Below are 25,563 nucleotides of genomic sequence, written 5' to 3'. Positions count from 1 at the left end.
GCGACTGGAGACTGGCCTGCGGCTAGCGGGCACGTCCGCGATTTGGGGGCATCTTATGTATGTGGGCCGTTCCTACAAGGTGATGGATTTCGCGCTCTGGTCGCGGCGCAGCGTCATCTACATGGTGGTGGTGAGCGGACTGGCGGTGGCCGCCTACCGTTTTCCCGGACTTGCCGGGTTCTCGGTGCCGTGGTCTGTCGTGCTGGTGCTCGGCACCACGGTGTCACTGGTTGCGGGCTTCAAGAATTCGCAGGTGTTTACCCGCAGCGGTGAAGCGCTGCAGGCCTTTGCGCAAATCACGGCCAGCAGCCGGTTGTGGTCCAATTTCTGCAGGGACTTCACCGACGCGCCGACAGCGAAGCAACTCATCTATCGCCACATCGCCTGGATGACGGCGCTGCGTTTCGCGCTGCGGCGGCCGATGCCTTGGGAATCCATGGCGCGGGCCGCCAATATCGAATACCGGCGGCGTTACCATGTCCAGGAGGATACGGGCTCGATCGCCGACGAATTGCGGCCGTTGCTGGGCGAGCAGACCGGGGGCGTCCTGAAATCGCCCCGCCCGGCGATCGCCTTGCTCGAAATGCAATCGGTGCAGGTCAACGGCTTGTTCAAGGTCGCCAAAATTCCTCCGCAGATCTATGGCGAACTGACAAAACTCATCCGCGACTTCCACGACCAGCAGGCGCGCTGCGACCGCATCAAGAACAATCCCTATCCCCGCCAATACGCCATCGTCAGTTCCATGTTCGTCATGATCTTCTGCACGCTGTTGCCGTTCGGCGTCGTTCCGGTCTTCGCCGAGATGGGCAAATTCGGCGGGGCGCTGGGCTCGATCGCGATCTGGCTGACGATCCCGTTCAGCACGCTGCTGGGCTGGGCATACATGTCGCTCGACCAGGTCGGCGAGAGCAGCGCCAACCCTTTCGAGGGCAACGCCAACGATGTGCCGATTTCGCAGATCTGCCGCGACATCGAGATCGAGATGCGGACCGGGCTCGGCGAGGTCGACCTTCCCGCGCCATTGCTGCCTGTCAACGACATCGCGACGTAAACGCCAGCGCGCTTGGCGGCGATGAGCAGGGCGAACGGCCGGCTTCATTGCGCCTGGGCGGCGCGCCGCTCCGCCGTCGAAGCGTCAGGTCTTTTCGGGCGTGCACCAGGGGCAGCCCTTGGCGGGTTGCGACGGCTCGTCGCCGCGCCGTGTCGGCTCCGCCTCGATCGGCTCCCGTGTGTCGGGACCGTACGTCTCACTCGTCCGTGTCATGGTTCTTCTCCTTGATGGGTTGCATCGGCGATTCAAACTGGTTTGCGCAATGCTCTGTTTTTGCAGAGTTTTCTCCAAGCGCTTTGCTTTCTCCCGGCCCGCCTGCCTGTTGGAAATCACGCGCAGCCAAGGCGCCAGATGGAAGGCGCTCATCAGCAGGTACATGGCCGGCATGCCGGTGAGCGGCGAAGAGGTGCCCATGCACAGCATCGCCGCATCGCCGCCGAAGATGCCGGCCAGCAGCGCCATCAGGGCGAAGGTCGGCGCGGCGGCGAGGCCCAGCCAGTCGGCGATGCCGAGGCGGGCCGCGTCCTGATCGGGACAGCGGCGGGCGTCTGTATGGATGTCGCTCATGTCTTTCTCCTCGGTTGCGCATTGGCGCAAGCCCGGAAAGCAGCAGCAGTTCTGGGAAAGCTGCCGCCTTGTGAAGAGCGTCCGGCCGCGCTTGCGTGGAGCCGGCGCTCTAGCCAGGCTCTACTGGACGTCCTTGTTGCGGAACGCCGCCTCGCCGGCAGCAGACACTTCGTCCCATTTCCTGTCCGGCGCGGTGTCTGCGTCGTAATTGTCGCTCCAGTTCCACCATTTGTAGGTCGGGGTCTGCGGATAGCCTTCGGGCGAGTCCTCCCAGACCTCCTGGCGGCCGAGCGGCGTGGCGTCGAGGTAGCTCCAGACGGTGCCCATCGCCTCGTCGCCGCGGTTGTTGATCAGATAGGTGCGGAAGATGCGGTCCCCGTCGCGGATGAAGACGTTGTGGCCGTGCCATTCGTCGACGCCGAAATCTTTGTCGAAGCTGTCGGTGATGGTGTACCAGGGCATTGCCCAGCCCATCCGCTTCTTCAACCGCGCAATGTCGGCCTGCGGCGCGCGCGAGGCGTAGGCTAGCGTGGTGTCGCGGGCGTTGAGATGGGCGAGGTTGGAGACCTGGTCGGCACCCAGCGAGCAGCCGCGGCAGGCGTGATCGGGCCAGCCATACACACCCGGCTCGAAGAAGGCGCGGTAGACGATCAGCTGGCGGCGGCCCTCGAACAGGTCGAGCAGGCTCGCTTTTCCGTTGGGTCCTTCGAACGTGTAGTCCTTCTCGACGGCCATCCACGGCATGCGGCGGCGCTCGGCGGCCAACGCATCCTTGGCGCGGAGCGTCGCCTTCTCCTTTACGAGCAACTGCTGGCGCGCCGCCTCCCATGCTTGCTGGGAAACGATCGGCGGTGTGTGCATTTGCTTGGTCATGGCTTTTGCCTCGCTGTTCCGGTTTGATGTGACGGGACTGACATAGCGCCGGACAGCGGGATGGTGAGAGTTACAAGTATGGCGGGATTCGCCGTGGCGGGATTTTGATGGATTCGCTGATCACGGCCGTGGGGCTGTTGCTGGCGGCGGGTGATCCGCTCGGCGCGCTCGACCGCGTGGCGTTGCGCGAGGACGCGCCGGCGCTGGCGCTGCGCGGCATCGCCATGGCGCAGCTCGGCGATCTCGACCGGGCCAGGGCTCTGCTGCGGCGGGCGGGGCGCACCTTCGGGCCGAGGGAAGCGGTGGCGCGCGCCAGATGCGTCATCGCCGAAGCCGAGATCGCGCTGGTTTCGCGCGACCTCGGCTGGCCGGCCAAGGCGCTCGACGCGGCGCGGGCGACGCTGGAAAAGCAAGGCGACCGGCTGAACGCCGCGCATGCGCGGCACCTGGAAGTGCGATTCCTGTTGCTGATCGGCCGTCTCGACGAGGCCGAGCAGGTGCTGGCCGGGCTCGATGCGACGCCGTTTCCGCCGGCTTCGCGGGCCGCGCACGAGCTGGTCGTCGCCGGCATCGCCATGCGGCGCCTCAGGACGAAGACCGCGCGCGCGGCACTCGAGCGGGCCCGCCACGCCGCATGGCGGGCCGGCATTCCCGGACTGATGGCCGAGGTCGACAGCGCGTTCCGGGTGCTGGCAACGCCGGCGGCGCGGCTGATCGCGAACGGCCAGGAGCATCCGCTGCTGCTCGAGGAAGTCGAGACCTTGCAGGCATCGGAAGCGCTGGTGGTCGACGGTCTTCGTTATGCCGTGCGCAGACAGGAGGCGCGGGCCTCTCTGGCGACGCGCCCGGTGCTGTTTGCGCTGGCGCGCGCGTTGGCCGAGGCCTGGCCCGGCGACATGCCGCGTGCGGCGCTCATCGCCAGGGCCTTCGGCGGCAGGCACGCCGATGAATCGCATCGCGCCCGGCTGCGGGTCGAGATCGGCCGGCTGCGCGCCGAGCTGCGCGGGCTGGCCGACATCCAGGCGACGAAGCGCGGTTTTTCGCTGGCGCCGAAACGGGGCGGCGAAGTGGTGGTGCTGGCGCGGCCTCTCGAGGAGCGGCATGCGGCAGTGCTCGCCTTCCTCGCCGACGGCGAAGCCTGGTCGAGCTCGGCACTGGCGCTGGCGCTCGCATCCAGCCAGCGCAGCGTGCAGCGCGCGCTGGAGCAGCTTGCCGAGACCGGCAAGGTGCAATGGTTCGGCCGCGGCCGGGCGCGCCGCTGGATGACGCCGCCGGTGGCGGGTTTCACGACCACCTTGTTACTCCCGGCGCCGTTGCCGAGCGGCTAGGAATGGATCACACGATCAAAAGGTGAGGATGAAGACATGAAACATGCGGCGGCCGAAATCCTGCGTGAATACGGCCCCTTTGCGGGCGTGGACAGCGTGCATGGGGTGAGCTTCGACGGGCAGAACGTCTGGTTTGCCTCGGGCAAGGGGCTCACCGCCTTCGACCCGGAGAGCGGGCAGGCGGTGCGCTCGATCGATGTCGCCGCGCATGCCGGGACGGCCTATGACGGCCAGTACCTCTACCAACTCGCCAAGGACCGGATCCAGAAGATCGATCCCGGCACCGGCGCGGTGCTGTCCACCATTCCGGCGCCCGGCGGCGGCGGCGATTCCGGCCTCACCTGGGCCGAGGGCACGTTGTGGGTGGGGCAGAACCGCCAGCGCAAGATCCACCAGATCGATCCCGAGACCGGGGCGGTCCTGCGCGTCATCGAATCCAACCGCTTCGTCACCGGCGTGACCTGGGTCGATGGCGAGTTGTGGCACGGCACCTGGGAAGGCGACCAGAGCGATGTGCGGCGCGTCGACCCGGTGACCGGAGACGTGCTGGAACGGCTCGACATGCCGCCCGGCAAGGGCGTGTCGGGGCTCGAATCCGACGGCGGCGACCGCTTCTTCTGCGGCGGCGGCCCGGGCGGCGTGGTGAGGACCGTGCGCCGACCGAAATGAGGGCTGATCTTCGCGGTGAGCTCAAATGCCAACGAAAGCGACAAGAGCATCGTCTGTGTCGATCACAGATTCGGCAATTTGTCCGCCGCCGGCTGGCCGTTGCCCGATGCCGGGCCTAGATAGGCTGGACCATCTTCGCAGAGGACCAGACCATGCCTGAACAGATTTCGTTGAACGACGGCTCGACCATTCCCCGGCTCGGCCTTGGCGTGTGGCAAGTCGATCCCGCTATCACCGCCAAGGTGGTGGGTTGGGGGATCAAGGCCGGCTACAGGCTGATCGACACCGCCGAAGGCTACCAGAACGAGAAGGGCGTCGGGGAGGCGATCCGGAGCGCGGGCGTGCCGAGAGGCGAGCTGTTCATCACCTCGAAGCTGCGCAACGGCGCGCACCAGCGCGATGCCGCATTGCGCGCCTTCGAGGATACGATGGACAAGCTCGGTATCGAACAGATCGACCTGTTCCTCATCCACTGGCCGGTGCCCAGCCAGGACAAATATGTCGAGGCCTGGCAGACATTGGTCGAGCTGCAGAAAGCCGGCCGGATCAAATCGGTCGGCGTGTCGAATTTCAACCGGGATCACCTGGAGCGCATCATCGGCGAAACCGGCGTCACGCCAGCCGTCAACCAGATCGAGCTGCATCCGCGTTTCCAGCAGCGCGAGATCAGGGAGTTCCATGCCCGGCACAACATCCACACCGAAAGCTGGAGCCCGCTCGGCAGCGGCAGGCTGCTCAGCGACGCGACCATAGCAGGCATCGCCGCAAAGCACGGCAAGTCCGCGGCGCAGACGATGATCCGCTGGCACCTCCAGGAAGGGCTGATCGTCATCCCGAAATCGGTTCACCAGGACCGCATATCGGCCAATTTCGACGTCTTCGATTTCGAACTGGACGCGCAGGACCTGAAGGCCATCCGCGGCATGGATTCAACCGACGGCCGCGTCGGGCCGAACCCTGCGACGGCGGCGTTCTTGTTTTGAGGCCACCAACGTTTTTACTCTACGGCGCCCCCCTCTGTCCTGCCGGACATCTCCCCCACGAGGGGGGAGATCGGCTGTCGTGAATGCTTTCGCCAATTTTCAACTTTGAAAAATGTGGCGCTGGCGCCAAAGCTGCCAATCTCCCCCCTTGTGGGGGAGATGCCCGGCAGGGCAGAGGGGGGCGCTGTCCCGCCAGCCTGTCAGGGCGCGTCTGCCAAACCAGCCGCGATAACGATATGCTGGCAGACATTGTCTATGTCGCGGATGACATCGTCATTCCAGAAGCGCAAGACGATCCAGCCATCCTGTTCCAAGCGTTTGGTTCTGGCCTCGTCAGCATTGGCAAGACCCGGGTCGCCATGTTGTGAACCGTCGACCTCTGCAATCAGCTTTTTCTCCGGGCAGGCGAAGTCTACGATGTAGCCGGCGATGGGGAATTGCCTGCGAAAGCCCAGGCCCATCAGCCTATGCGCACGCAGCTCGTTCCAGAGCTTTAGTTCGGCATCGGTCATGATCCTGCGCATCGATTTCGCGTTAGCGCGGTGTCTTGGGGGCAAGGGTGTGTGTGGCATGGTGTGAGAGGCTTGATGCTGAAGTTGGTCACCAACGTTTTTACTCTACGGCGCCCCCCTCTGTCCTGCCGGACATCTCCCCCACAAGGGGGGAGATTGGCAGCTTTGGCTCCGGCGCTACATTCTTCAACGTTGAAGATTGGCGAAAGCATTCGCGACAGCCGATCTCCCCCCTTGTGGGGGAGATGCCCGGCAGGGCAGAGGGGGGCTGTCCCGCCGGCGTCTCAGGAGATCAGCAGCTTCAGTGCCTCAAATCCCCGAGCCGTCCAGCTGCTGGGCGTCGTCGCCTTCCCAGGGCGAGGGCATGGAGGCGCGGGCGAGGTTGGCCGAGGGCATCGGCATCCAGCATTTCAGCTCCGGCTCGGCATATTCGACGATGCGGCCGGGCGAGGAGTCCGACGCGCGCCAGCCTTCTTCGCCGAACTGGTCGCCATCCGACCAATAGGCGAGGTCGACTTCCGCCGGCCCCTGCTCGGACGGCCGGACCGTGACGAGGATCCGGCTGCCGTCCTTGGGCGCGCTTGACATGTGGCGCCAGCGGTCGGGCTCATCCATCGCTCATCCTCCTCGAGATCCATTGCCATGCTTCGAGAGGGATAGTCGCCTCGCGTCCGGAAGCGGTCAACCCGGACTTTTCGCAAAACCGGTCCTTGCGGTCGCGACCGCATTGTCGGATTCGATCGGCGCTATCCGTCCTTGGCGTGCATGCCGCAACAAGGAGCGAGGCGATGGCGAGTGACAAGGTCGGGCCGAAACCGCACGGGGCGGACGCGGAGATGAAACTGTTCTTCAGCCGCAACCCCAATCCGCGCCTGGGAGTCGCGGTGGCTCGTCACCTCGGGGCGAAAGTCGCGTTCGAATTCGCTTCGCCCATGGCGCCGGGGCAGGCGGAGCGGTTCCGTCCGCTCAATCCCAATCTTTCCCTGCCCTTGCTGGCCTGGCCTGGAGGGAGCCTCTGGGAAGCGGACGCCATAGCCTGCCGGCTTTCGCGCGACCTGGGTTCGGATTTCTGGCGCGCGGGCGACGACGAACCCGAGATGATCCGTTGGCTGAGCTGGGGCAAGGAGGAGTTCGTCAGGGCCTGCGACATCGTGCATTTCGAGCGCGGCACCAAGCAGCGCTATGGCATCGGGCCGATCGACGCGGAAAAGGTCGCGGAGGGACTGGAACAGTTCCACAGGACGGCGCCGATCCTCGAGGCGGCACTTGGCCGGCGGCCATGGCTGGCCGGGACTTCGGTCTCCTATGCCGATTTCCGCATGGCGACGTTCCTACCCTTCAACGACGCCGCCCGCTTGCCGCTCGGCGACTATCCCCAAATCGAGCGCTGGTATCGCCGGCTCGAAGAGATCGAGGCCTGGCGCGATCCGTTCCAGGGGCTGGACGCGCCCGCATTGGCACCGGTCCCCCCGGACGGTGATGCCCGCGTGAGACGACGCGGGAGCGGTCGACCAGGCTTCAGGGCTTGAATCGCGATTCCGCTTCAACTGCTTGTTTTCACGTCCATCCGAAACGATTGCGCGCTTGTCATGCGATCGTTCAGCCGGTCCGAGGTTCGCATCAGGCAGGCAGCATTCGCACAACTGTGCGCAACGCCCAACCGGCGGCCATCGGCGCTCGACGCTTTGCAATCGGATTGATAAGTCCCTCTGCGAAGGAGCGGCTGAGTCTGACATGACCGTTGCGATCGAGATGGGACAGACGACCGCCGGCGCGCCGGCGGCGCTGGACCTTGAGGAACTGCTGGCGACGCGGCTTTTGGTGCAGGGCAATTCGGGCTCCGGCAAATCTCATTTGTTGCGCCGGCTGCTGGAGCAGAGCGCGCCCTGGGTGCAGCAGACCATCATCGACCCCGAAGGCGACTTCGTGTCGCTGGGCGAACGCTTCGGCCATCTGGTGATCGATGCCGAGGAACATACCGAGCGCGGGTTGCAGAGCGCCGGCGAGCGGGCGCGCATCCACCGCGTCTCCACGGTGCTCAATCTCGAAGGGCTCGACGCCGAGAACCAGATGCGGCGCGCCGCCGCCTTCCTCGGCGGGCTGTTCGAGGTGGCGCGCGACCATTGGTACCCCATGCTGGTGGTGGTGGATGAGGCGCAGCTTTTCGCGCCGGCGGTGGCCGGCGAGGTTTCCGACGAAGCGAGAAAGCTTTCGCTCGGCGCCATGACCAATCTGATGTGCCGCGGCCGCAAGCGCGGGCTTGCCGGCATCATCGCCACGCAGCGCCTTGCCAAGCTTGCCAAGAATGTCGCGGCGGAGGCTTCCAATTTCCTCATGGGCCGCACCTTTCTCGACATCGACATGGCGCGCGCGGCAGACCTGCTTGGCATGGAGCGGCGACAGGCGGAGGCCTTTCGCGACCTGGAGCGCGGGCATTTCATGGCGCTGGGCCCGGCATTGTCGCGCCGTCCGCTCGGCCTGCGCATCGGCCCGACGGATACCAGCCCGCGCAACGGCACGCCGCGCCTGATGCCGTTGCCGGAAGCGGCATTGGAGGACGCCCGCGCGATCATCCTGGCGGCACCGCCGCCGGAGGCCGTGCGGCCGCAGCGGCGGGTGACATCGCCGGACCTGCTCGACCAGCTGATGGCGGCGAAGTCCGCGGCGCTGGAGATCCGCCCCGAACCGGCCGAGCCGGCGCCCAGCGCCGAGGACCTGGCGGAGCGGCGCGAGCGTATGGACCGCATCCTGCGCGCCATATTGGCGGAGCCCGACGCGGGCTTCCGCGTCATCGGCGTGCTCTACCAGGAGTTCGTGGTGCGCTGCCGCATCGAGGGGCTGGCGTCGGTCGTGCCCGATCTGCAGGAGTTCCGCCGCATGCTGACGCGCGCCCGCGCCGGCGTGGGTTCCGATATGGCCGAGGACGATGCGTGGCGCGACGTCTCCGTGCGCGCCTCGCTGCTGCCCGAGGACATGCAGGGCGTGTTCATGATGATCGCCCGCGCGGCAAAGGAAGGCTGGCCCTGCCCGAGCGACGCCGCGATCGCCCGCGCCTATGGCTCGCACTCCATGCGCCGCGCCCGGCGCCTGCTCACCTACATCGAGGAGCAGGGCCTGATCGTGTGCCAGCTCGACGGCACCGGCCGGCGCACCGTGACGCTGGTGGAACTCGCCTGGGCGACGGCGCCGGGCGACCCCAATGCGGCGCCGGGCGACCGCAACGCGGCGCCGGGCGATCCCAATGCCGAGGAGGCGGAGCAGGGCAGCCTGGCGCTGTGATGGCGTGGGCGGGACGGTTGCGGTTGTCCACTGGAACATAACGAGAACATGTGATACTCTATCGCATCGGTGAGTCTTGCGCGGTACGGTCGAGGGCGATGGGAAAAATTTCACAGATTCGTGGGTCGAAATTGCCTGCCGTCTTGCGCTCGGCGGCTGATGCATTGCGAGCGGCGCGCGCGGAGCTGTCGAAGGCTCGCCTTCTGGCACGCGCATGGTGCGAGACGATCGACGAATGCGACCGCGAAACTTATGCGGTTTCGCTGACCCGGCGCGCGCTGGAGGCCTTGTCGGCGGCCCTCGGCATTTCTCCGGCGATCTGCCCCTCGCTCGCCTTCGAAACGGAAGCGCTGGACGAGCCGGCCTCCGCGCTTGCGCACAGCATCGGAGAGACCGCCGCGCGGCTGCCGATCCTCGAAGCGCTGCATCTCGTCACCAGCCTCTATCCGGTCCTGCTGCCGACCAGGGAGCGCGGTGAGCGCGGTGCCTTCTACACGCCGCCGGCGCTGGTCAACCGCCTGCTCGACCAGGCCGAGGAAGAGGGCCTGGACTGGCGCAGCGCGCGGGTTCTCGATCCCGCCGCCGGCGGTGGGACGTTTCTGTTTCATGCCGCGCACCGCATGATCGCCGCGCTCGGCGATTGCGAGCCCGCCTTCGCGCTCAGCCATGTCGGCACCAGGCTTGCCGGTTTCGAGCTCGATCCTCTCGCGGCGCGGCTGGCGCAAGGCGCCCTGGAGATCGCGCTCGCCGATATTGCGACCAGGGCCGGGCGCGCCGCCCCGGCCATGGTGACGGCCTGCGACACGCTTGAAGCCGATCCGGAACCCGTCTTCGATCTCGTCGTCGGCAATCCGCCCTATGGGCGGGTCTCGCTGCCGTCGCAATTGCGCGAGCGCTATGCGCGCGGCCTCTACGGGCACGCCAATCTCTACGGCGTTTTCACCGATGCCGCGTTGCGCTGGACCAAGCCTGGCGGCCTTATCGCCTTCCTGACGCCGACAAGCTTTCTCGGCGGCCAATACTACTCGGCGCTGCGCAGCCTTCTGGCCAAGGAGGCGCCGCCCGTCGCGATCGACTTCGTGCATGCGCGCCGCGGCGTTTTCGAGGATGTGTTGCAAGAGACGCTGCTTGCCGTCTACGTCAACGGCGCCGAGCCGCGGCGCGCGCAGATCCACTACCTGACCGTCGCCTCCGAGACCGAGGCCGGGATTGCCCGCAACGGCACGATTGGCTTGCCATCCGACCGCGCCATGCCCTGGCTTGCGCCGCGCACGCCGGAGCACAGCCGGCTCATCGCCCAGGCCGAGACGATGACGCATCGCCTTGCCGACTGGGGCTATGGGGTCTCGACCGGCCCGCTGGTCTGGAACCGCTTCAAGGGTCAATTGCGCGATCGCGCCGGCGGCAAGGGGGTGCATCCGTTGATCTGGGCCGAAGCCGTGACCGCCGACGGCCAGTTCGCCTATCGCGCGCGCAAGAAGAACCACGCTCCCTACTTCAAGCTGGAGGCCGGCGACGGCTGGCTGCTTGTCGAGGCGCCCTGCATCCTCGTCCAGCGCACCACCGCCAAGGAACAGGCCCGGCGCCTGATTGCCGCCGAACTTCGCCAGGAATTCATCGATGCGCATGGCGGCGTCGTCGTCGAAAACCATCTCAACATGGTCCGCGCGACCGGCAGCACGAAGGTGCCGGCGGCGGTCGTGGCGGCGCTTTTGAACAGCCGTGTCGTCGACGATCTTTTCCGCTGCATCAGCGGCAGCGTCGCCGTTTCCGCCTTCGAGCTCGAAGCGCTGCCACTGCCGTCGCCCAGGAGCATCCAGGCATTGGAAAGGCTGGTCATGGCCGGTGCACCGCGCGACAGGATCGAGGCGGAATGCAGCCGCCTCTACGGTGAGCCTGCATGACGGCACGGCCGCCCTATGCGACGCGCGATCTTGTCGCCGGGCGCCTGCCGCTGATCTTTCCGGAGGGCACGCCGAACCGCATCTATTGCATCCGCGAACTTGCCGCCAGCACCGTGTTCGCCGCTCTCTACATCGGCGCCGTCGAGGGTTCGGGGCGATTCCTGGGCCCTGTCCATGTTTATCGCATGACCCGCGAGCAGGCGGCGCTGGCGGACGATGCAGATCGGGATGCCTACGCCGCAACTGTCCTGCGCAAGAACGGCGCCGTCGCGGGATCACGCTGGTACGCGGACAATACGCGCGAGCCCATCCGCGACGAGACGCTGCGGGACGGGCTGGTGGCGATCGGCGCGGTGCTGCGTCGCGAGGATCTGCCGACGACTTCAGGCCAGCCCCGCTACGCGCTGAGGGCGGCATTTGCAGCCCTGTTCGACCCGGCGCTGGAAGGCGAGGCGCTGGAAACCGCCATCGCGGACTTCCAGGAAACGCATCTCAGCAAGGGCGCGCTGGCCCGCGTGACCATCATGCGCGCCGGCGCCGTCGCCAACACCGCCGGCATCCGCGTCACGTTTCCGAACGGCGACACCAGGCTTTTGGCGCCGGGACCGAGTTCGGTCATCGCGCAAGCCGTCATCGAGGTGTTCGCCAAACGGTTTCTCGCCGCCCCTGCCATGTTGTGGCTGAGCGAGAGCGGCAACAAGGTGGTCCTGCGCGACGACGCCATCGCCAGTGCGATCGGCCTCAAGATCGAGGCCGACAGGAACTTGCCCGACATCATCCTCGCCGATCTCGGCCGCAAGGAGCCGTTGATCCTGTTCGTGGAAGTGGTGGCGACCGATGGCGCGATCACGGATCGCCGGCGCGATGCCCTCCATGCTGTCACGGACGCGGCCGGTTTCGACCGAAAACAGATCGCGTTCCTGACCGCCTATCAGGATCGCCAGTCCGCCGGCTTCAAGAAGACCGTCGCGCAGCTTGCCTGGGGCTCGTTCGCCTGGTTCGTCTCCGAACCCGGCCAACTCCTCGTGCTTCATGACGGCGCGGCCGACGGGCGTCCATTCGGCAGCTTGCCTTGGACAGTGATGTAATAACGCTTCCCCAGCGTCACTAGGACAGCCGGTCGATACACGGATTATCCGGTGTTGCGCTCCGTTGGCGGCCTAGCCTGCTATGTTTAATGTTGGAGTTATTGTATAGGAATAAGGTCTGGCGAATAGCACTTCGTTTGTTGGGAACGAGTAGCATTTCGTTTGATGGCGAGGGGAGCGCCAAACGATGAAGTTCAACTTCGATGGACCTCCAGTGGATGAATCCGAGGCTGACATCCCGCTCGCCTGCCAGCGCCAATTGTTGCCTCTCGTGGGCGAAATCGTCGAGGCGGCTGTCGCGGCCGGCTGGGACAAGGATGATGTGCTTCTGGCTTTTGTGGAACTCGCGTGGGATCTTTACGAAAAAGGTCGCGGGGACCCGCAATAGACGGCCGTGAACGGCTGGCTCCGCGCCGCGCCGTTGCGTGCCACTGATGCCGAACAACGCTGTCGAACCATGGGGCCGACACAGCCTCGCATGTGAACTCCTCCTTCGTGACCGATGCGTTGCCGGCTTACGCCCGGGCCGACGAATCCGGAAGCGAAGATCCGTCAAGGCTCTTCGCTATTGACAGAAATGCTGCTGAACTTCCTTCGACGGTCAGTTCTTCTTTCTTATCTCGAATAAAGAATTTTCTTTGCGCGTGGAAGTTCTTTTCAATTCGAGGCGTGTGCGTTACGTTGATTCCGGGTCAGGGGAAGGGGATACCAAGCGGCGGTAAGCCGGCTGAGGCAACAACTATGAAACATGCGGGCGGGGCTCGGGAAAGCGGCGATTCCCAGGGCGTCGATCAAGAGCGGACAGCTCGATACGTCCTGGATATCATTCCGGAAAGTGCTGGTCCCAGAAGAGCCACCGCCCGCGGAAGCGTCATCTATTCCGTCCGCAGTCCGGGATCGCAGAAATTCCTGGCCAGGGAGCATTCCACGGGGATTGTGCTGAGGCCGGCACGCAAGCTGAGAGCCTCGCTCGGCAGTGACAGGATCACGCAGTACGATGCGCCGGTCGGCTGTCTCGTCGTCAACCCGGCGGGCGTCGACAGCACGCTGGCCTGGTCGCAGACCAGGGAGAACGCCGTCGTTTCGATCTCTCCCGAAGCGCTGTCCGAGCTGGCGGCCCATGAGTTCGATCTCCCGGACGTCAAGCTCGAGCCGCCCGCGTTCGGCACGGTTGACCTGAGGGCGCTCAACATAGCCCAGATGATCACTGCCGAACTGACCGACAGGCTGCCGCCGAACGAGCTCTATCTGGACTCGCTGCTGACGGTGTTCGGGGTGCATCTGCTGCGCGGTTATACGGGTCGCAAGAGGCAGGCCGCGTCGCCCAAAGGCGGGCTCTCCGCCGTTGGCGCCCGACGCGTGCGAGAGTATCTCGACCAGAACTTCGTGCGGAAAGTCATGGTCGCCGAGCTCGCGTCGGTCGCGGGGGTGTCACCAAATCATTTCATCGCAAGGTTCGCCGGGACATTCGGCATGCCGCCGCATCGGTATATGATCAACTTGCGTCTCGACCTCGCGGAAAAGCTGCTGGCCGGCGGAGAGTTGCCGATTGCCGAAGTCGCCTACCTTGCCGGATTTTCGGATCAGAGCCACCTGGCCGCGACCATGAAGAGATACAGGGGAAGAACGCCAGGCAGACTGGTGACGCTTTCCGCAGGAATTGAAAGCCCGACCATGGCAAAGTAGCAACAGCTGCCGGCCAGCGAGCCAAGACCGGAATTTCCTACAAGGCTTCCGGAGTTTTTCAAAATACGTCCGTCACCACCTGTGCCCCAAGCTTTGCTGGAGTCATTTGGAATGCCATTCGGTTCGCGCATTGCTTGCCATCCGGCCGGATCGATCACATGAGCGGGGCTGGCGATGCGGGCCCGCTTCGATCAATCACGAATTGTTTTTCGGGGGAACGGGGAGGGAGGCCTCGGGTTGAAGTTCATCTTGGAAATATCGGGAGGCCGAAAAATGCCGGGCGCTGATGGTCCCCCCGGATCGGTTTCCGGAGCCAATTCGGCCCGGCAGCCGCTGCTCAACGTGAAGGGCGGGCTTTCCGTCCGCAGTGCGCGCAAGGTGCAGGAGTTCCTGAACGAGAACTTCTCGCGCAAGCTGGCGCTTGCCGAAATGGCCGCCGTCTGCGGATTTTCATCGTACCACTTCGTGCGCGCCTTCTCCAAGACGTTCGGCATGCCGCCGCATCAATATGTTCTCGATCTCAGGCTGGACTTCGCGGAAAGACTTCTTGCCGACAGCCGCATGACCATCGCCGACATCGCCCATCTCAGCGGGTTTTCGAGCCAGAGCCACTTCACCACCATGATGAAGAAATACCGGCAGATGACGCCGATGCAGGCGCGGGCGGGCAAGTTTAACGCAAAGATTAGATGAAGCCGCGCTCTCGTCATTATTTGATTACTTGATTTTAAAGCAGTTGCTAAGGTAACGAGCCGTTAACCTCCGCGTATATGCTCGTATCTTTTCTCACAAGACAGCAATTTCGTGAAATACCGCGAAGGGGAATCATGTCTTCCTGCTGTGGAGTGGAAGTGTCAGACATTTCGTGCCGGCCAGCGGAGAGGGAACCATGACCGACAATCATATTTCGGGCGGCCATATTTCGGGCGGCTCGCTCCTTGTTCAGCGCCGTGCGGCGCATTTCGCCAGTCACTGGATCGCGAATGGCGATCCTCGGTCCCGTTCGGCCCGGCGCCGCTTGATGGCGGTCCTGCGCATGGCGCATCGTGCGCTGGGCATGGGGCGCAAGCGCTTGGGGCTGGGAACGCTGGGCGTCGGCGGGGCGCTCGGGACAGCCGTGACGCTGGGCGCCTTCGCGATCGGCATGGCCGCGACGCCGGCTCAGGCGCAATATCAGGCCGGCGGCGGTTCGGCGACCGCTCCCGAGGCCATCGCGGTCGGAAACGGCTCAAACGCCAGCCTTAACTGGGCCATAGCGCTCGGCTTCCAGGCCCAATCGACGGCGCAATACGGCGTCGCCATTGGTCGCACCGCGTCGGCCACGGGCACCGGCGGCGCAGTGGCGATCGGCTCCGGTACGATTTCAAACAATATCAACACGGTAGCGATCGGCGTCGCCGCGGGTGCCACTGGGGCCGGGGCCAGCGCGCTGGGCACCAACGCCCAAGCTTCGGGAGGGAACTCCACCGCAGTCGGTGTCAGCGCCACGGCCAGCAACAACTATGCGTTCGCCGCTGGCTACGGATCCGTAGCCAGCGGGCTGCGCAGCACTGCGATTGGGCAGTTCGCAGGGGCGTCCGGGCTGGATGCTGTTGCACAAGGCACCAGCACCGTTGCGAACAGCCAAAATGCCGTCGCCGTCGGCTTCCAGTCGACCGCAACCGCGATAAACGCCGTCTATCTCGGCTCGCGCACCGCTGCCGGGACGGGAGCCTTGGCCCAGAGCGCCATTGCTATCGGTACGGACGTGACGGCGTCTCAGGTCGACACCACCGCAATCGGACGCCAAAGCAAGGCAACGGGAACGGGCGCCACGGCGATGGGTAAGAACGCCAGCGCCTGGGGCAACCAGTCCATTGCATTCGGTGTGGGCGCGCAGGCAGGCGTGCAGGCCGACACGGCCGTGCCCAACAGCATCGCCATCGGCACCAGCGCGCTTGCGAATAAGAACAACGCGATGGCGCTCGGCACGCTGGCCAATGCCACGGAGGACGGTGCCATCGCCATGGGCTCCTCTACCAACGCGACAGCCACGCAGGCCGTGGCGCTTGGCGTTTCCGTCAACGCCACTGGCGCCGGCGCCACCGTGGTGGGCAGCGCAGGCTCCACTGCGTCCGGCGCCTACTCCATTGTGGTAGGCGCCACCAGTACCGCGAGCGGAGCCAATTCCATCGCCATCGGCCCCTCGACCAACGCGACGGCGGCTAACACCATCGCCTTGGGCGCCAGCGCCAAGGCGGATTCCGCCGAAGCGGTCGCCATGGGCACCAATGCGGTAGCGACCGGCGGCAAGGCCGTCTCCATCGGCTCCGGCAACACCGCCTTTGGCGACGGCGCGGTCTCGATCGGCGACCCGAGCTATGCCAGCGGCACCGGCGCCTTCACCGGCGGCGCCAACAACATCGCCAACAGCGACGGCACGGCGACCGCCACCGCGGCCAACATGGCCAACGGCGCCGTCGCGATCGGCAACAGCAACAAGGCGATCGGGCAAGGTTCCGTGGCGCTGGGCAACGGCTCGACGGCGGGCGCCGCCGGTCTTGCGGGCAATGTCGCGATTGGCGATGGCGCGACGGCGGCGGCAAGCTCCGGCGACGTGGCGCTCGGTTCGGGCTCGGTGACCACCACGGCGGTCGGCACGGCCAGCGGGGTGGTCAACGGCACCACCTACGCCTTCCAGGGCACCAACCCGACCTCGACGGTCAGCATCGGCGCGGCCGGCGCGGAACGCACCATCACCAACCTGGCGGCTGGGCGGATCAGCGCGCTCTCGACCGACGCCATCAACGGCTCGCAGCTCTTCGCCACCAACCAGGCGGTCGATGCCATCGGCGCCGTCGTCAACAACATCAATGTCGGCGGCGGCATCAAGTATTTCCATGCCAACTCGACGCTGGCGGATTCGCAGGCGCTGGGAGCCGATTCCGTCGCTGTCGGCCCGAATGCGGTCGCCAACAATGCCGGCGATGTCGCGATCGGCCTGAATTCGACGTCGGGCGCCACGACCAATGTCGGCGGCACGACGATCGGCGGCGTCAACTATACCTTCGCCGGCGGCACGCCGGCGGGCGCCTTCTCGGTCGGCTCGGCCGGCGCCGAGCGCCAGATCCAGAACGTCGCGGCCGGACAGTTGAACGGCGGTTCGACCGATGCCGTCAACGGCTCGCAGCTCTTCGCCACCAACCAGCAGGTGACCCAGAACACGACCGACATTGCCAATATCGGCGCTGGCGTGACCAATCTCGGCAACACGATCAACAACATCACCGGCGACACGTCGACCGTCTTCACCGACGCCAATGGCGAAGGCATCCGCTATGCCCGCACCAACGAGTTCGGGCTGGCGCAGACCGATTCCTTCGCCCAAGGCGTCGGTTCCACGGCGGTCGGCTACAATGCGACCGCGACCGGCGTCAGCGCGCTGGCGCTCGGCCGCGACAGCAATGCCAGCATCGACGGCGGCGTGGCGCTCGGCTCGGGTTCGCTCTCCGATCGTCCGATCGCTCCGGCTACCGGGCAACTGCCCGCCGGCCCATCCAACTTCATCCAGTACAACACCACCGACAAGGCGCTGCTCGGCGCCGTTTCGGTCGGCAACGCCACCTCCTACCGGCAGATCACCAATGTCGCCGACGGCACGCAGGACCAGGACGCGGTGACGGTGCGCCAGCTCGCGGGCGCCATCGCCGCCGTGTCGGCCACCTCGACCAAGTATTTCCATGCCAATTCGGTGGCGGCCGACTCGCTGGCGGTCGGCGCGGAATCGGTCGCGGTCGGTCCGACCACGGTCGTCAACGGCGATAACGGCATCGGCATCGGTAACGGCGCCATCGTCGACCAGACGGCGCCCGGCGGAACCGCCATCGGCCAGAACGCCCATGTGATGCTGGCGGACGGCCTGGCCTTCGGCACCAATTCGCTCGCCTCCGGCATCCAGTCGGTGGCGCTCGGCGCCGGCGCGCAAAGCACCTTCATCAACAGCGTGGCGCTGGGCGCGCAGTCCATCACCTCGGTCGGCGCGCAGGCCGGCTACGCGGCCTTTGCCCTGACCGCCCCGCAGACCTCGGTGGGCGAGGTGTCGATCGGCGACGCCGGAGCTGAACGCAAGCTCACCAATGTCGCGGCGGGCTCGGCCGACACCGACGGCGTCAACGTCTCGCAGCTGCGCGGCGTGTCGCAAAACGTGACCAACCTGTTCGGCGGCACCACCACGCTCAACCCCGACGGCTCGATCACCGGGCCGACCTACACCGTCCAGGGCAACACCTACACGACCGTCTATGACGGGCTCACGGCGGTCGACAATGCCTTGACCACCATCAGCAATGGCGGCGGCATCAAGTACTTCCACGCCAATTCGTCGCTGGCCGACAGTATCGCCGGCGGCACCGACGCCGTGGCGATCGGACCCGAAAGCGTGGCGAGCGGCAACGACAGCCTGGCCGCCGGCCATGGCTCTACCGCTACCGGGACGGGCGCCGTCGCGCTCGGCCAGGGCGCGCAGGCCAACAACGCCAACGATGTGGCGCTCGGCTCCGGCTCGGTGACGCAGAGCGCCGTCGGCACCTCCAGCACCGTCATCAACGGCAAGACCTATGCCTTTGCCGGCACGACGCCGACCGGAACAGTCAGCGTCGGCGATGCCGGCGCGGAGAGGACGATCACCAATGTCGCTGCCGGACGGATCGCCGCCGACAGCACCGACGCGATCAACGGTTCGCAGCTCTTCGCCTCCAACCAGGCGATCGAGGCCCTGCAAACGGGCGTCGGAAATCTCAACCAGAATGCGGTGACCTATGACACGCAGGGCGGCGCCAAGACGAACACCATCACGCTGCAAGGCGGCGACGTCAACGCGCCGGTCGTCATCTCCAATGTCGGACCCGGCGTCGCCGGCACCGACGCGGTCAATGTCAACCAGCTGACCAAGGGCCTGGACACCGCCATCAGCACATCCAACAGCTATACCGACAAGGTGGCGGCCACGACCCTGCAACAGGCCAACGACTATACCGACCAGAAACTCGGCCAGCTGAATTCGGACATCAGCGGCATCCGCGACGAAGCCCGGCAAGCGGCGGCAATCGGCCTCGCCGCCGCCTCGCTGCGCTACGACGACCGTCCCGGAAAGCTGAGCGTCGCGGCGGGCGGCGGCTTCTGGCGGGATGCCAGCGCCTTTGCCTTCGGCGCGGGCTACACCAGCGAGGACGGCCGCATCCGCGGCAATGTCTCGGGCACGGCGGCGGGCGGAAATGTCGGTGTCGGCGCCGGCCTGAGCTTCACGTTGAACTGAGGCGGGAATGAACGGGGCAACCAGCCGTCATGCCCGGCTTTTCCTCCTGACCTGCCTGGCGCTTGCCGGCGGCCTGTCCTTGGCCGCCGGGCCAGCCGCCGCGCAAGCGACCGCGCCCTACAGGATCAAGCCGTCCGACGTGGCGGTGCCGCCGGATGTGAAGCTGGGCCAATACCAGCGCACCATCCGGCCCTTCGAGAACTGGACGCTGATCTGCGACGAGAACCTCAAGGCGCGCAAGAACGTCTGCAATGTCTCGCAGGTGATCGAGGACGGGGCCGGCAGGATGGCCTTCAGCTGGTCGCTCGCGGCCACGCAGGACGGCAAGCCCTACATGATCCTGCGCACCGCGCCGAACGCCAAAAGCGACGGCCTGGTGTCGCTGAAGTTCGACGGGCGCGACCCGATCGACGTCCACTTGAACGGCTGCAACGAAGTGGTCTGCGTCGGCATGCTGCCGGTGGGGCCCGTCATGCGCCAGCAGATAGTGCAGAAAGCGACGCCGGCCATCTCCTACCCGACCGTCGACGGCCAGACGATTACCGTGACCGCAACGCTCAAGGGGCTGTCCGAGGCCCTTGCGCCAATCAAATAACCGAGGCAGCACCGTGAGCCAGCAAGACCCGTCCATCTCCCCAGCGCGCGGCCTGAGCGTGGAGCCGGACCGCAAGAGGATCGTCGAGCCCGATCGCAAGAGGGGCGCCGAGCCGCAGCGGCGGTGGCCGCGCGTCCTGGGCTTCTCGCTGCTGGGGCTGGCCATGATCGGCATCGGCTTCGCTGCCGCCAACTATGCCGCGATCGCCGGTCTCGTCGGCACCCCGACGGCCGCACAGGCCGGGATCGCGCCGCCCGCATTGCCGGACTCGCCCTTCCTCGAACATGTCAAACAGGCCGGGGTGCAGGCCTGCTCGACGATCTTTCCTGTGCTCGGACAGGTGCTGACGACGGGTTCTAAATACAGCGTCAAATCCTTGTGGAACGACCAGGCCGCCGACAAGCACGCCGTGCAGGCCCTCGTCGGCATGGATTATGCGACGGAAAAATACAGCGGACCGGCCGCCGGCGTGGTTTTCGCATCGCCCACCGCTTCCGGCTGCGAAGGCGCGATGGTGCGGGTGGCGCCGTTCGCCAGCCCGTGTTCGGAGATCCCGTCCGTTCTTCCGCAAGGCAGCAAGATCACCGACCATCTCGGCCAGGTCGAAGTGTACGAGCTGGGCGGCAATTCGGGCGAAGCGCTTCTGCTGCCGACCGGCAATAGCTGCGTGGTGATTTCCATCGCGTCGGCGTCGAAGTGAGACAACGGGATAGGCGAATGGGCGAGGGCTCCTGGAAAGGATTGCAGACCATGAAATCGCGACGTCTGGCAGCTTTGTGCATGGCCCTGCTGTGGAGCGGGCAGGTTGTCTCGGCCGACCTTGTGGCGCCGCCGGAGCCGGAGCCGAAGGAGGAAAAAGGCATCTGGGGGGCGATCGCCTATTCCAGCATCGATACCAAGCACGGCTTCTTCTGGGGCGCCGACAAGCGCCAGGAGGCGAAGGACGCCGCGATGAAATATTGCGAGAACGCCGGCGGCAAGGGCTGCACTGTTGTCACGGTGTTCCGCAATCATCGCCATTGGACAGACGACGACGAGACGGGCTTTCCCTACAAGCACTGCGGCGCCCTGGCCGTGGCTAAGGAGAAGCAGAGCGACCGGCTGACGCCGTGGGGCGCGAACTCCGCCGAGACCCGCAAGGACGCGGAAGACCTCGCTCTGCAAGCCTGCGAGGCGGCGGGAACCGAATGCAAGATCCGCGAGTGGGTCTGTACCTGAAGCGCACCGCGCTCACGCGACGCGCTTTGGAATTGCTTTTGCACCCTGCGTGAGGCAGATGACCATGCCCACGGCCCCGAAAATCCCATCCGGTTTTCGGGGCCATGCGCGTGAACCCCGAAAGAGAAAGTCGCCATCGTTGTTTGACAGATTTGTTCTTCTGAAGGCGGCCGCAATCTGCGCGGCGGCCCTGGCCGCATCGAGTGCCTGTGCGCAACAACAGCACGCGGCCACGCTTCCAAACGGCGCGTCGTCGCTCCAGGAGACCTATCAGGACTGGAGCCTGGCCTGCACCATCCAGGACAATGCACGCGCCTGCTCGGTTTCGCAGGACCAGACGCAGAAGAACGGCCAGAGGCTGCTGGCGGTGGAGTTGCGGGCGGGGCCGAAGGGTGGATTGACCGGAACCCTGCTTCTGCCGTTCGGCATCCTGTTCGATCCAGGCGTGACGATCCAGATCGACGACCAGCCGCCCCTCGGACAGTTGCGGTTCCGCACCTGCCTGCCGAACGGATGCGTGGCGCAGTTTCCGATCGACCGGGCGCTTGCGCAGAAGCTGAAGGCGGGCGGCGTATTGACGCTCAACGTCATCACCGACGCCGAGACCAAGCTCAACTTCCCCGTCTCCCTGAAAGGCCTCGGCGCCGCCCTCGACCGCGTCGCGGCGCTGAGCGGGCGCTGAGGAGGGGCGAAGTCGGCTTTAGTCCAGCTCGCGCGGCCTTTGGGCCGCTGCGCCGGAGCCCCACAAGGCGCGCCTGAGCAGGTTCCGTCCGCCCTTGCGCGGGACAAGATTGATATCGCTGACAAGCTTTGCGCCGCCCTCGCGCCGCTCCAATGTGATCTTGCGGCTGTGGAAGGCTTCCAGCTCGGCGCGATGCGCGACGCTTATGATGGTCACCTTCGGTAATTCATGGATGACCGTCTCCATCATCTTGTCCTGGCTCTTCTCATCGAGCGCCGAGGTCGCTTCGTCCAGAACGACGATATCGGGATGGTGCAGCAGGAGGCGCGCGAAGGCGAGCCGCTGCTTTTCGCCACCCGACAGGGTCTGGTCCCAGGGCGCGTCTTCCTCGATCCGGTCCTTGAGATAATCGAGCCCCACCTTGTCGAGGGCGGCGTTGATCTTCTCCAGCGTCCAGTTGTCGGCGGCGGCCGGATAGGCGACCGCGCGGCGCAGCGTCCCGGAGGGGATGTAGGGACGTTGCGGCAGCATGAACAGCCGCCTGCCGGGGTGGAAGTCGACGCTGCCGCCACCCCACGGCCAAAGGCCCGCGACGGCCCGCACCAGCGTGCTCTTGCCCGAACCGGATTCGCCGGCCACCAGCACCCGCTCGCCAGGCTCGATCTCGACCTCGGTTTCCTTGACCACGCCGGTGCCGTCGTCGAGCGATACCGAGAGATTGTCCAGGCTGAGCATCGCACCGTCTTCGGTTTCGCCGTGCCTGATGCGGCCCAGCGCGTCGCTGCGTTCGGCGCGCTCCAGCCCGTCAAGCGACATCATCAGCGAGGCAATACGCCGTGCCGAGGCGTTCCAGTCGGCGAGGCGGGGATAGTTGTCGACCAGCCATCCGAACGCGGCCTGCACGATGGCGAAGGCTGAGGCAGCCTGCATGATCTGTCCAAGTGTCATGCTGCCTTCGAGAAATTTTGGCGCGCAAAGCAAGATCGGCACGACCGGTGCAAACAGGCTCGACCCCTGCGACACCAGCGCCGTGCGCATGTGCTGGCCTGTCAGCAGCGCCCATTGCCGGAGCACCGTGCCGAACGTCTTGTCGATGCCGCTGCGCTCCTCCTCCTCGCCGCCGAGCAAGGCGATGCTCTCGCCGTTTTCGCGCACGCGCGTCAGCGTGTAGCGGAAATCGGCTTCCGCCTGGTTCTTCTGCTCGGAGAGCCGCACGAAATGGCGGCCGATGACCACCATCGAAGTGGAGGTGATGGCGGCGTAGATCACCGCGGTCACGACCAGGAAGCCGGGAATGGTGACGCTCCAGCTTCCGATCGGCAAAGTCAGCGCCCCGCCGATCGTCCACAGCACCACGATGAAAGTGGAGGCCGACAAAAACGCGTTGATCACGCCGGAGATGAAATCGACGGGCGATTCCGTGGCGATCCGCAAATCCTCCGCGATGCGTGCCTCGGGGTTCGTGTGGTCGCCGCCCACGAGGTTCAGCTGATAGTAGCGGCCGCTTGCGAGCCAGCGCGCGATGATGGCGGTGGTCGACCAGGAACGCCAGCGGCGCTGGATCGTCATGCGAAGGTAGACTTGCGCGACGACAAGGCTTGCGCTTCCAACCACCAGCGGCGGGAACACGGCGCTGAGCACATAGACGGTGTGGGCGTTGCGCTGCTCGATGGCGTCGAAGATCGAGCGGTTCCAGATGTTGATCCCATACTGGAAGCCGACATTGATGCATATCAGCATCAACAGCCCGAGCGTGAACGGCCAGGCCAGCTTGTCGCCGCGCGTGCTCCAGTAGCCGCGCGCGCTGATCCAGAAGCGCCTCAGCAGGTATCGCTTGCGCGCCTGCTCGGCCTCCTGCGGCGTCAGCTCCGGACCGGGTTCGATGGCCCCGGGCGGTGGCGCAGCCTCGCCCACGACCTCGGACGCAACTTCGACTGTCGAGGCCTTCTCCTGGTGCGACTTCTCTGCCTTGCGCCGCCTGGCGCCGTCGACCGTTTTCGGCATGAGTTCAGCCTCGGATGTAACGGCGACAACGGCCTAAAAATCAAAAAGTTTCACCAGGCCCGCTCCAGACGGCGCCATGGGTCTCCCCGTGCTCCCCTGCTCGACCCGCGATGCCGCCAGCCGCCGCTGGACAATTCGCCAGCCGGCGGGCCCGTTTAGCGACGGTCTCCTCGCAGCCGGAACGAGACCGTGTGCTTGGAACCAATGATGGGCGAGACTGTTTAGCCATGAACTTCGATGCGACGCCGACGTCCCGGCCCGGTCGGGTGAGCAGCGACCTTGAGGAGCCCCTTGTCATGAAGATTTCGTCCAGATTTCGTTCAGTCGCCATCGCCGTGATCACTGCCGCGGGCGTTGGCTTTGCCAGTGTCGCGCACGCCGACACCGGAACGATCCGCTTCTCCATCTACAAGGCGGCCTTCTTCATCGGCGGCGCCGGAGGCGAGGGCACGCTGACCTTCCATGGCCGCCGGTATCCGATCTCGGTCGGCGGCATTTCGGGCGGCCTCGCCTTCGGTGCCTCCAAGACCTATTTCCGGGGCACCGTGCGCCATATCAAGCGCGCCCGGGACGTGACGGGTGTGTACGGCGCGGCGGGCGGCGGCGGCGCGCTCGGCAAGGGCGCCCAGGTGATCGTCATGACCAACGACAAGGGCGCCCAGCTCGAGCTCACGGGCAGGCAGGTAGGGCTGCAAGTCAACGCCGATCTCAGCGGCATGAGCATCACGGTGAAGTGAGGGCGGTCACTGCGTCGGTGTTTCGAGGGATGAGCCGGCGGCCCCTCCCTACCGCTCCTCCACGATCCGCAGATAGGCCGCCGTCACGAACAGCACTATCAGGCCGAACAGGATCCTTCTTGCCCCCTCCGGCATCTGCAAAATCGTCAGCAGCGTCGTCAGCACGGTCAGGATCAAGGCACCGATGATGGTGCCGGTATAGCCGCCGCGGCCGCCGAAGATGGAGGTGCCGCCGATGACGGCGGCGGCCACGGAGGGCAGCACCAGCGGTTCGGCGAGGGACAGGGAAGGGGCCTTGATCAAGCCGATATAGAGCAAGCCGGTGATGCCGGCGAGCAGGCTGGAGAGGACGTAGAGCGCGGTGATAACCTGCCAGTAGCGCACGCCGGAAAGGCGGGTCGCGCGCTCATTGTCGCCGACGGCGTAGAGCAGGCGGCCGAAACCGGTGCGGTTGAGGCCGAAGACGATCAGCACCGCGACGGGGACGAACAGAAGCAGCGCGTTGGGAAACCCTGCGGTCACGCCGGTGCCGAGCCAGGCGAGGAAATCGGGGATCTTGGCGCCCGAGGCGATCACCGTGCGTTGATAGACCTGCAGGAAGCCGGTGCCGATCAGGCTGGTGCCCAGCGTCATGATCAGCGGATGGACGCGGAAGACGCCGACGCCGATGCCGTTGACGAGGCCGATCAGCACCGCCGGCATCATCGCCAGGAGGAAGGCCACGGCTGGGTCCTGGTTGACGGCTTGCGTAGCCATGATGAAGGCGCTCATCGTCGCCACCGTGCCGACAGAGAGATCGATGCCGCCGGTCAGCATGGTCATGGTCTGGCAGCCGGCAAGGATCGCCAAGGGAATGGCGAATTTGATGGTGTTGGCGATCCAGCGCTCGTTGACGATGCCGGGGCGCAGGATCTGCAAAATCACAACCAGGATGACCAGCAGGATGACCAGCGGAATCAGCGGCCGGTCGGCCATGAAGCGTTTGACACGGCGGCCGAAGGGGACGGGTTGGGGCGTGATTGCTGACGTGCTCATGGGGTGGCTCTTGTCTGCAAATGTAGCGCCCTACGGCGGCCCCCTCTGTCCTGCCG

At 65.8% G+C, this 25,563-nt stretch carries 22 protein-coding genes and 1 pseudogene; 17 read left to right on the top strand and 6 right to left on the bottom strand.

Annotation, left to right across the window (positions count from 1 at the left end):
- Window positions 1-55: 55 nt before the first annotated feature.
- Window positions 56-1,054, top strand: coding sequence for a bestrophin family ion channel (locus FJ986_RS11460; protein ID WP_140674305.1), 999 nt, complete (start codon window positions 56-58; stop codon window positions 1,052-1,054).
- Between the two features lie 312 nt (window positions 1,055-1,366).
- On the opposite strand, the pseudogene FJ986_RS11455 reads toward FJ986_RS11460, so the two are convergent.
- Together FJ986_RS11455 and FJ986_RS11450 are read right to left on the bottom strand one after the other, a co-directional pair.
- Window positions 1,367-1,621 (bottom strand): annotated as a pseudogene (locus FJ986_RS11455) (hypothetical protein); the annotation flags it as partial.
- Window positions 1,622-1,741: 120 nt separating this feature from the next.
- Window positions 1,742-2,494, bottom strand: a complete 753-nt coding sequence (locus tag FJ986_RS11450) for a DUF899 domain-containing protein (protein WP_140671010.1) — start codon at window positions 2,492-2,494, stop codon at window positions 1,742-1,744.
- A gap of 107 nt (window positions 2,495-2,601) precedes the next feature.
- Between FJ986_RS11450 and FJ986_RS11445 the strand changes: the two genes are divergently transcribed.
- The 3 genes from FJ986_RS11445 to FJ986_RS11435 all read left to right on the top strand — a co-directional run bounded on the left by FJ986_RS11445 (window position 2,602) and on the right by FJ986_RS11435 (window position 5,474).
- Window positions 2,602-3,822 carry a helix-turn-helix domain-containing protein gene (locus tag FJ986_RS11445; protein WP_140671009.1) on the top strand — a complete coding sequence of 407 codons (1,221 nt, stop codon included), beginning with the start codon at window positions 2,602-2,604 and terminating at the stop codon, window positions 3,820-3,822.
- Window positions 3,823-3,858: 36 nt separating this feature from the next.
- Window positions 3,859-4,491 (top strand): PQQ-binding-like beta-propeller repeat protein, encoded by a 633-nt coding sequence (locus tag FJ986_RS11440; protein WP_140671007.1) that lies wholly within the window; start codon window positions 3,859-3,861, stop codon window positions 4,489-4,491.
- A gap of 152 nt (window positions 4,492-4,643) precedes the next feature.
- A complete protein-coding gene (locus FJ986_RS11435) occupies window positions 4,644-5,474 on the top strand; it encodes an aldo/keto reductase (protein ID WP_140671006.1) in 831 nt (276 codons plus the stop codon).
- A 200-nt stretch (window positions 5,475-5,674) separates the two neighbouring features.
- Here the strand turns inward: FJ986_RS11435 and FJ986_RS11430 are convergent, their stop codons facing one another.
- Both FJ986_RS11430 and FJ986_RS11425 read right to left on the bottom strand, forming a co-directional pair.
- Window positions 5,675-6,046 carry an endonuclease domain-containing protein gene (locus tag FJ986_RS11430; RefSeq protein ID WP_140521473.1) on the bottom strand — a complete coding sequence of 124 codons (372 nt, stop codon included), beginning with the start codon at window positions 6,044-6,046 and terminating at the stop codon, window positions 5,675-5,677.
- A gap of 249 nt (window positions 6,047-6,295) precedes the next feature.
- Entirely contained in the window at window positions 6,296-6,601 is a 306-nt protein-coding gene (locus tag FJ986_RS11425; RefSeq protein WP_140500102.1) for a hypothetical protein, read from the bottom strand.
- Between the two features lie 221 nt (window positions 6,602-6,822).
- On the opposite strand from FJ986_RS11425, the gene FJ986_RS11420 reads away from it, so the two are divergent.
- From FJ986_RS11420 to FJ986_RS11365, 12 genes are all read left to right on the top strand, one after another.
- On the top strand, window positions 6,823-7,515 hold the full coding sequence (locus tag FJ986_RS11420) for a glutathione S-transferase family protein (protein ID WP_140558904.1): 693 nt from the start codon (window positions 6,823-6,825) through the stop codon (window positions 7,513-7,515).
- Window positions 7,516-7,720: 205 nt separating this feature from the next.
- Window positions 7,721-9,265, top strand: coding sequence for an ATP-binding protein (locus tag FJ986_RS11415; protein WP_140500100.1), 1,545 nt, complete (start codon window positions 7,721-7,723; stop codon window positions 9,263-9,265).
- 131 nt (window positions 9,266-9,396) lie between these two features.
- Window positions 9,397-11,169, top strand: coding sequence for an N-6 DNA methylase (locus tag FJ986_RS11410; protein ID WP_246675676.1), 1,773 nt, complete (start codon window positions 9,397-9,399; stop codon window positions 11,167-11,169).
- Complete coding sequence (locus FJ986_RS11405; protein ID WP_140500097.1) at window positions 11,166-12,257, top strand: BsuBI/PstI family type II restriction endonuclease; 1,092 nt, start codon at window positions 11,166-11,168, stop codon at window positions 12,255-12,257. Before FJ986_RS11410 ends, FJ986_RS11405 begins: the two co-directional genes overlap by 4 nt.
- A gap of 187 nt (window positions 12,258-12,444) precedes the next feature.
- Entirely contained in the window at window positions 12,445-12,645 is a 201-nt protein-coding gene (locus FJ986_RS11400; RefSeq protein WP_140500096.1) for a hypothetical protein, read from the top strand.
- A 107-nt stretch (window positions 12,646-12,752) separates the two neighbouring features.
- A complete protein-coding gene (locus FJ986_RS11395) occupies window positions 12,753-13,943 on the top strand; it encodes an AraC family transcriptional regulator (protein WP_246681793.1) in 1,191 nt (396 codons plus the stop codon).
- Between the two features lie 174 nt (window positions 13,944-14,117).
- A complete protein-coding gene (locus FJ986_RS11390; protein ID WP_140663686.1) occupies window positions 14,118-14,636 on the top strand; it encodes an AraC family transcriptional regulator in 519 nt (172 codons plus the stop codon).
- A gap of 196 nt (window positions 14,637-14,832) precedes the next feature.
- Window positions 14,833-19,236: a YadA-like family protein gene (locus tag FJ986_RS11385; RefSeq protein ID WP_140671004.1), complete on the top strand. Its 4,404-nt coding sequence runs from the start codon at window positions 14,833-14,835 to the stop codon at window positions 19,234-19,236.
- 7 nt (window positions 19,237-19,243) lie between these two features.
- Window positions 19,244-19,831 carry an invasion associated locus B family protein gene (locus tag FJ986_RS11380; protein ID WP_140674303.1) on the top strand — a complete coding sequence of 196 codons (588 nt, stop codon included), beginning with the start codon at window positions 19,244-19,246 and terminating at the stop codon, window positions 19,829-19,831.
- Between the two features lie 13 nt (window positions 19,832-19,844).
- Window positions 19,845-20,531 (top strand): hypothetical protein, encoded by a 687-nt coding sequence (locus FJ986_RS11375; RefSeq protein ID WP_181181869.1) that lies wholly within the window; start codon window positions 19,845-19,847, stop codon window positions 20,529-20,531.
- A 50-nt stretch (window positions 20,532-20,581) separates the two neighbouring features.
- Entirely contained in the window at window positions 20,582-21,049 is a 468-nt protein-coding gene (locus FJ986_RS11370) for a DUF4189 domain-containing protein (RefSeq protein WP_140674301.1), read from the top strand.
- A 175-nt stretch (window positions 21,050-21,224) separates the two neighbouring features.
- A complete protein-coding gene (locus tag FJ986_RS11365; RefSeq protein ID WP_246681799.1) occupies window positions 21,225-21,731 on the top strand; it encodes an invasion associated locus B family protein in 507 nt (168 codons plus the stop codon).
- An 18-nt stretch (window positions 21,732-21,749) separates the two neighbouring features.
- Here FJ986_RS11365 and FJ986_RS11360 read toward each other — a convergent pair whose 3' ends face one another.
- A complete protein-coding gene (locus tag FJ986_RS11360) occupies window positions 21,750-23,735 on the bottom strand; it encodes an ABC transporter ATP-binding protein/permease (RefSeq protein ID WP_140630638.1) in 1,986 nt (661 codons plus the stop codon).
- 296 nt (window positions 23,736-24,031) lie between these two features.
- Here FJ986_RS11360 and FJ986_RS11355 point away from each other — a divergent pair, with 296 nt between their 5' ends.
- The gene (locus FJ986_RS11355) at window positions 24,032-24,472 is read left to right on the top strand and encodes a hypothetical protein (protein ID WP_140500175.1); all 441 of its coding nucleotides are present in this window, start codon (window positions 24,032-24,034) and stop codon (window positions 24,470-24,472) included.
- A gap of 48 nt (window positions 24,473-24,520) precedes the next feature.
- Here FJ986_RS11355 and FJ986_RS11350 read toward each other — a convergent pair whose 3' ends face one another.
- The gene (locus tag FJ986_RS11350; RefSeq protein WP_140516049.1) at window positions 24,521-25,507 is read right to left on the bottom strand and encodes an ABC transporter permease; all 987 of its coding nucleotides are present in this window, start codon (window positions 25,505-25,507) and stop codon (window positions 24,521-24,523) included.
- Window positions 25,508-25,563 lie beyond the last annotated feature (56 nt).

Origin of the sequence: Mesorhizobium sp. B1-1-1, from assembly GCF_006442955.1 — a bacterium.
Taxonomy (GTDB): Bacteria; Pseudomonadota; Alphaproteobacteria; order Rhizobiales; family Rhizobiaceae; genus Mesorhizobium.
Note: the sequence above shows the minus strand (reverse complement) of the source record. Positions and strands in the feature narration are given on the sequence as shown.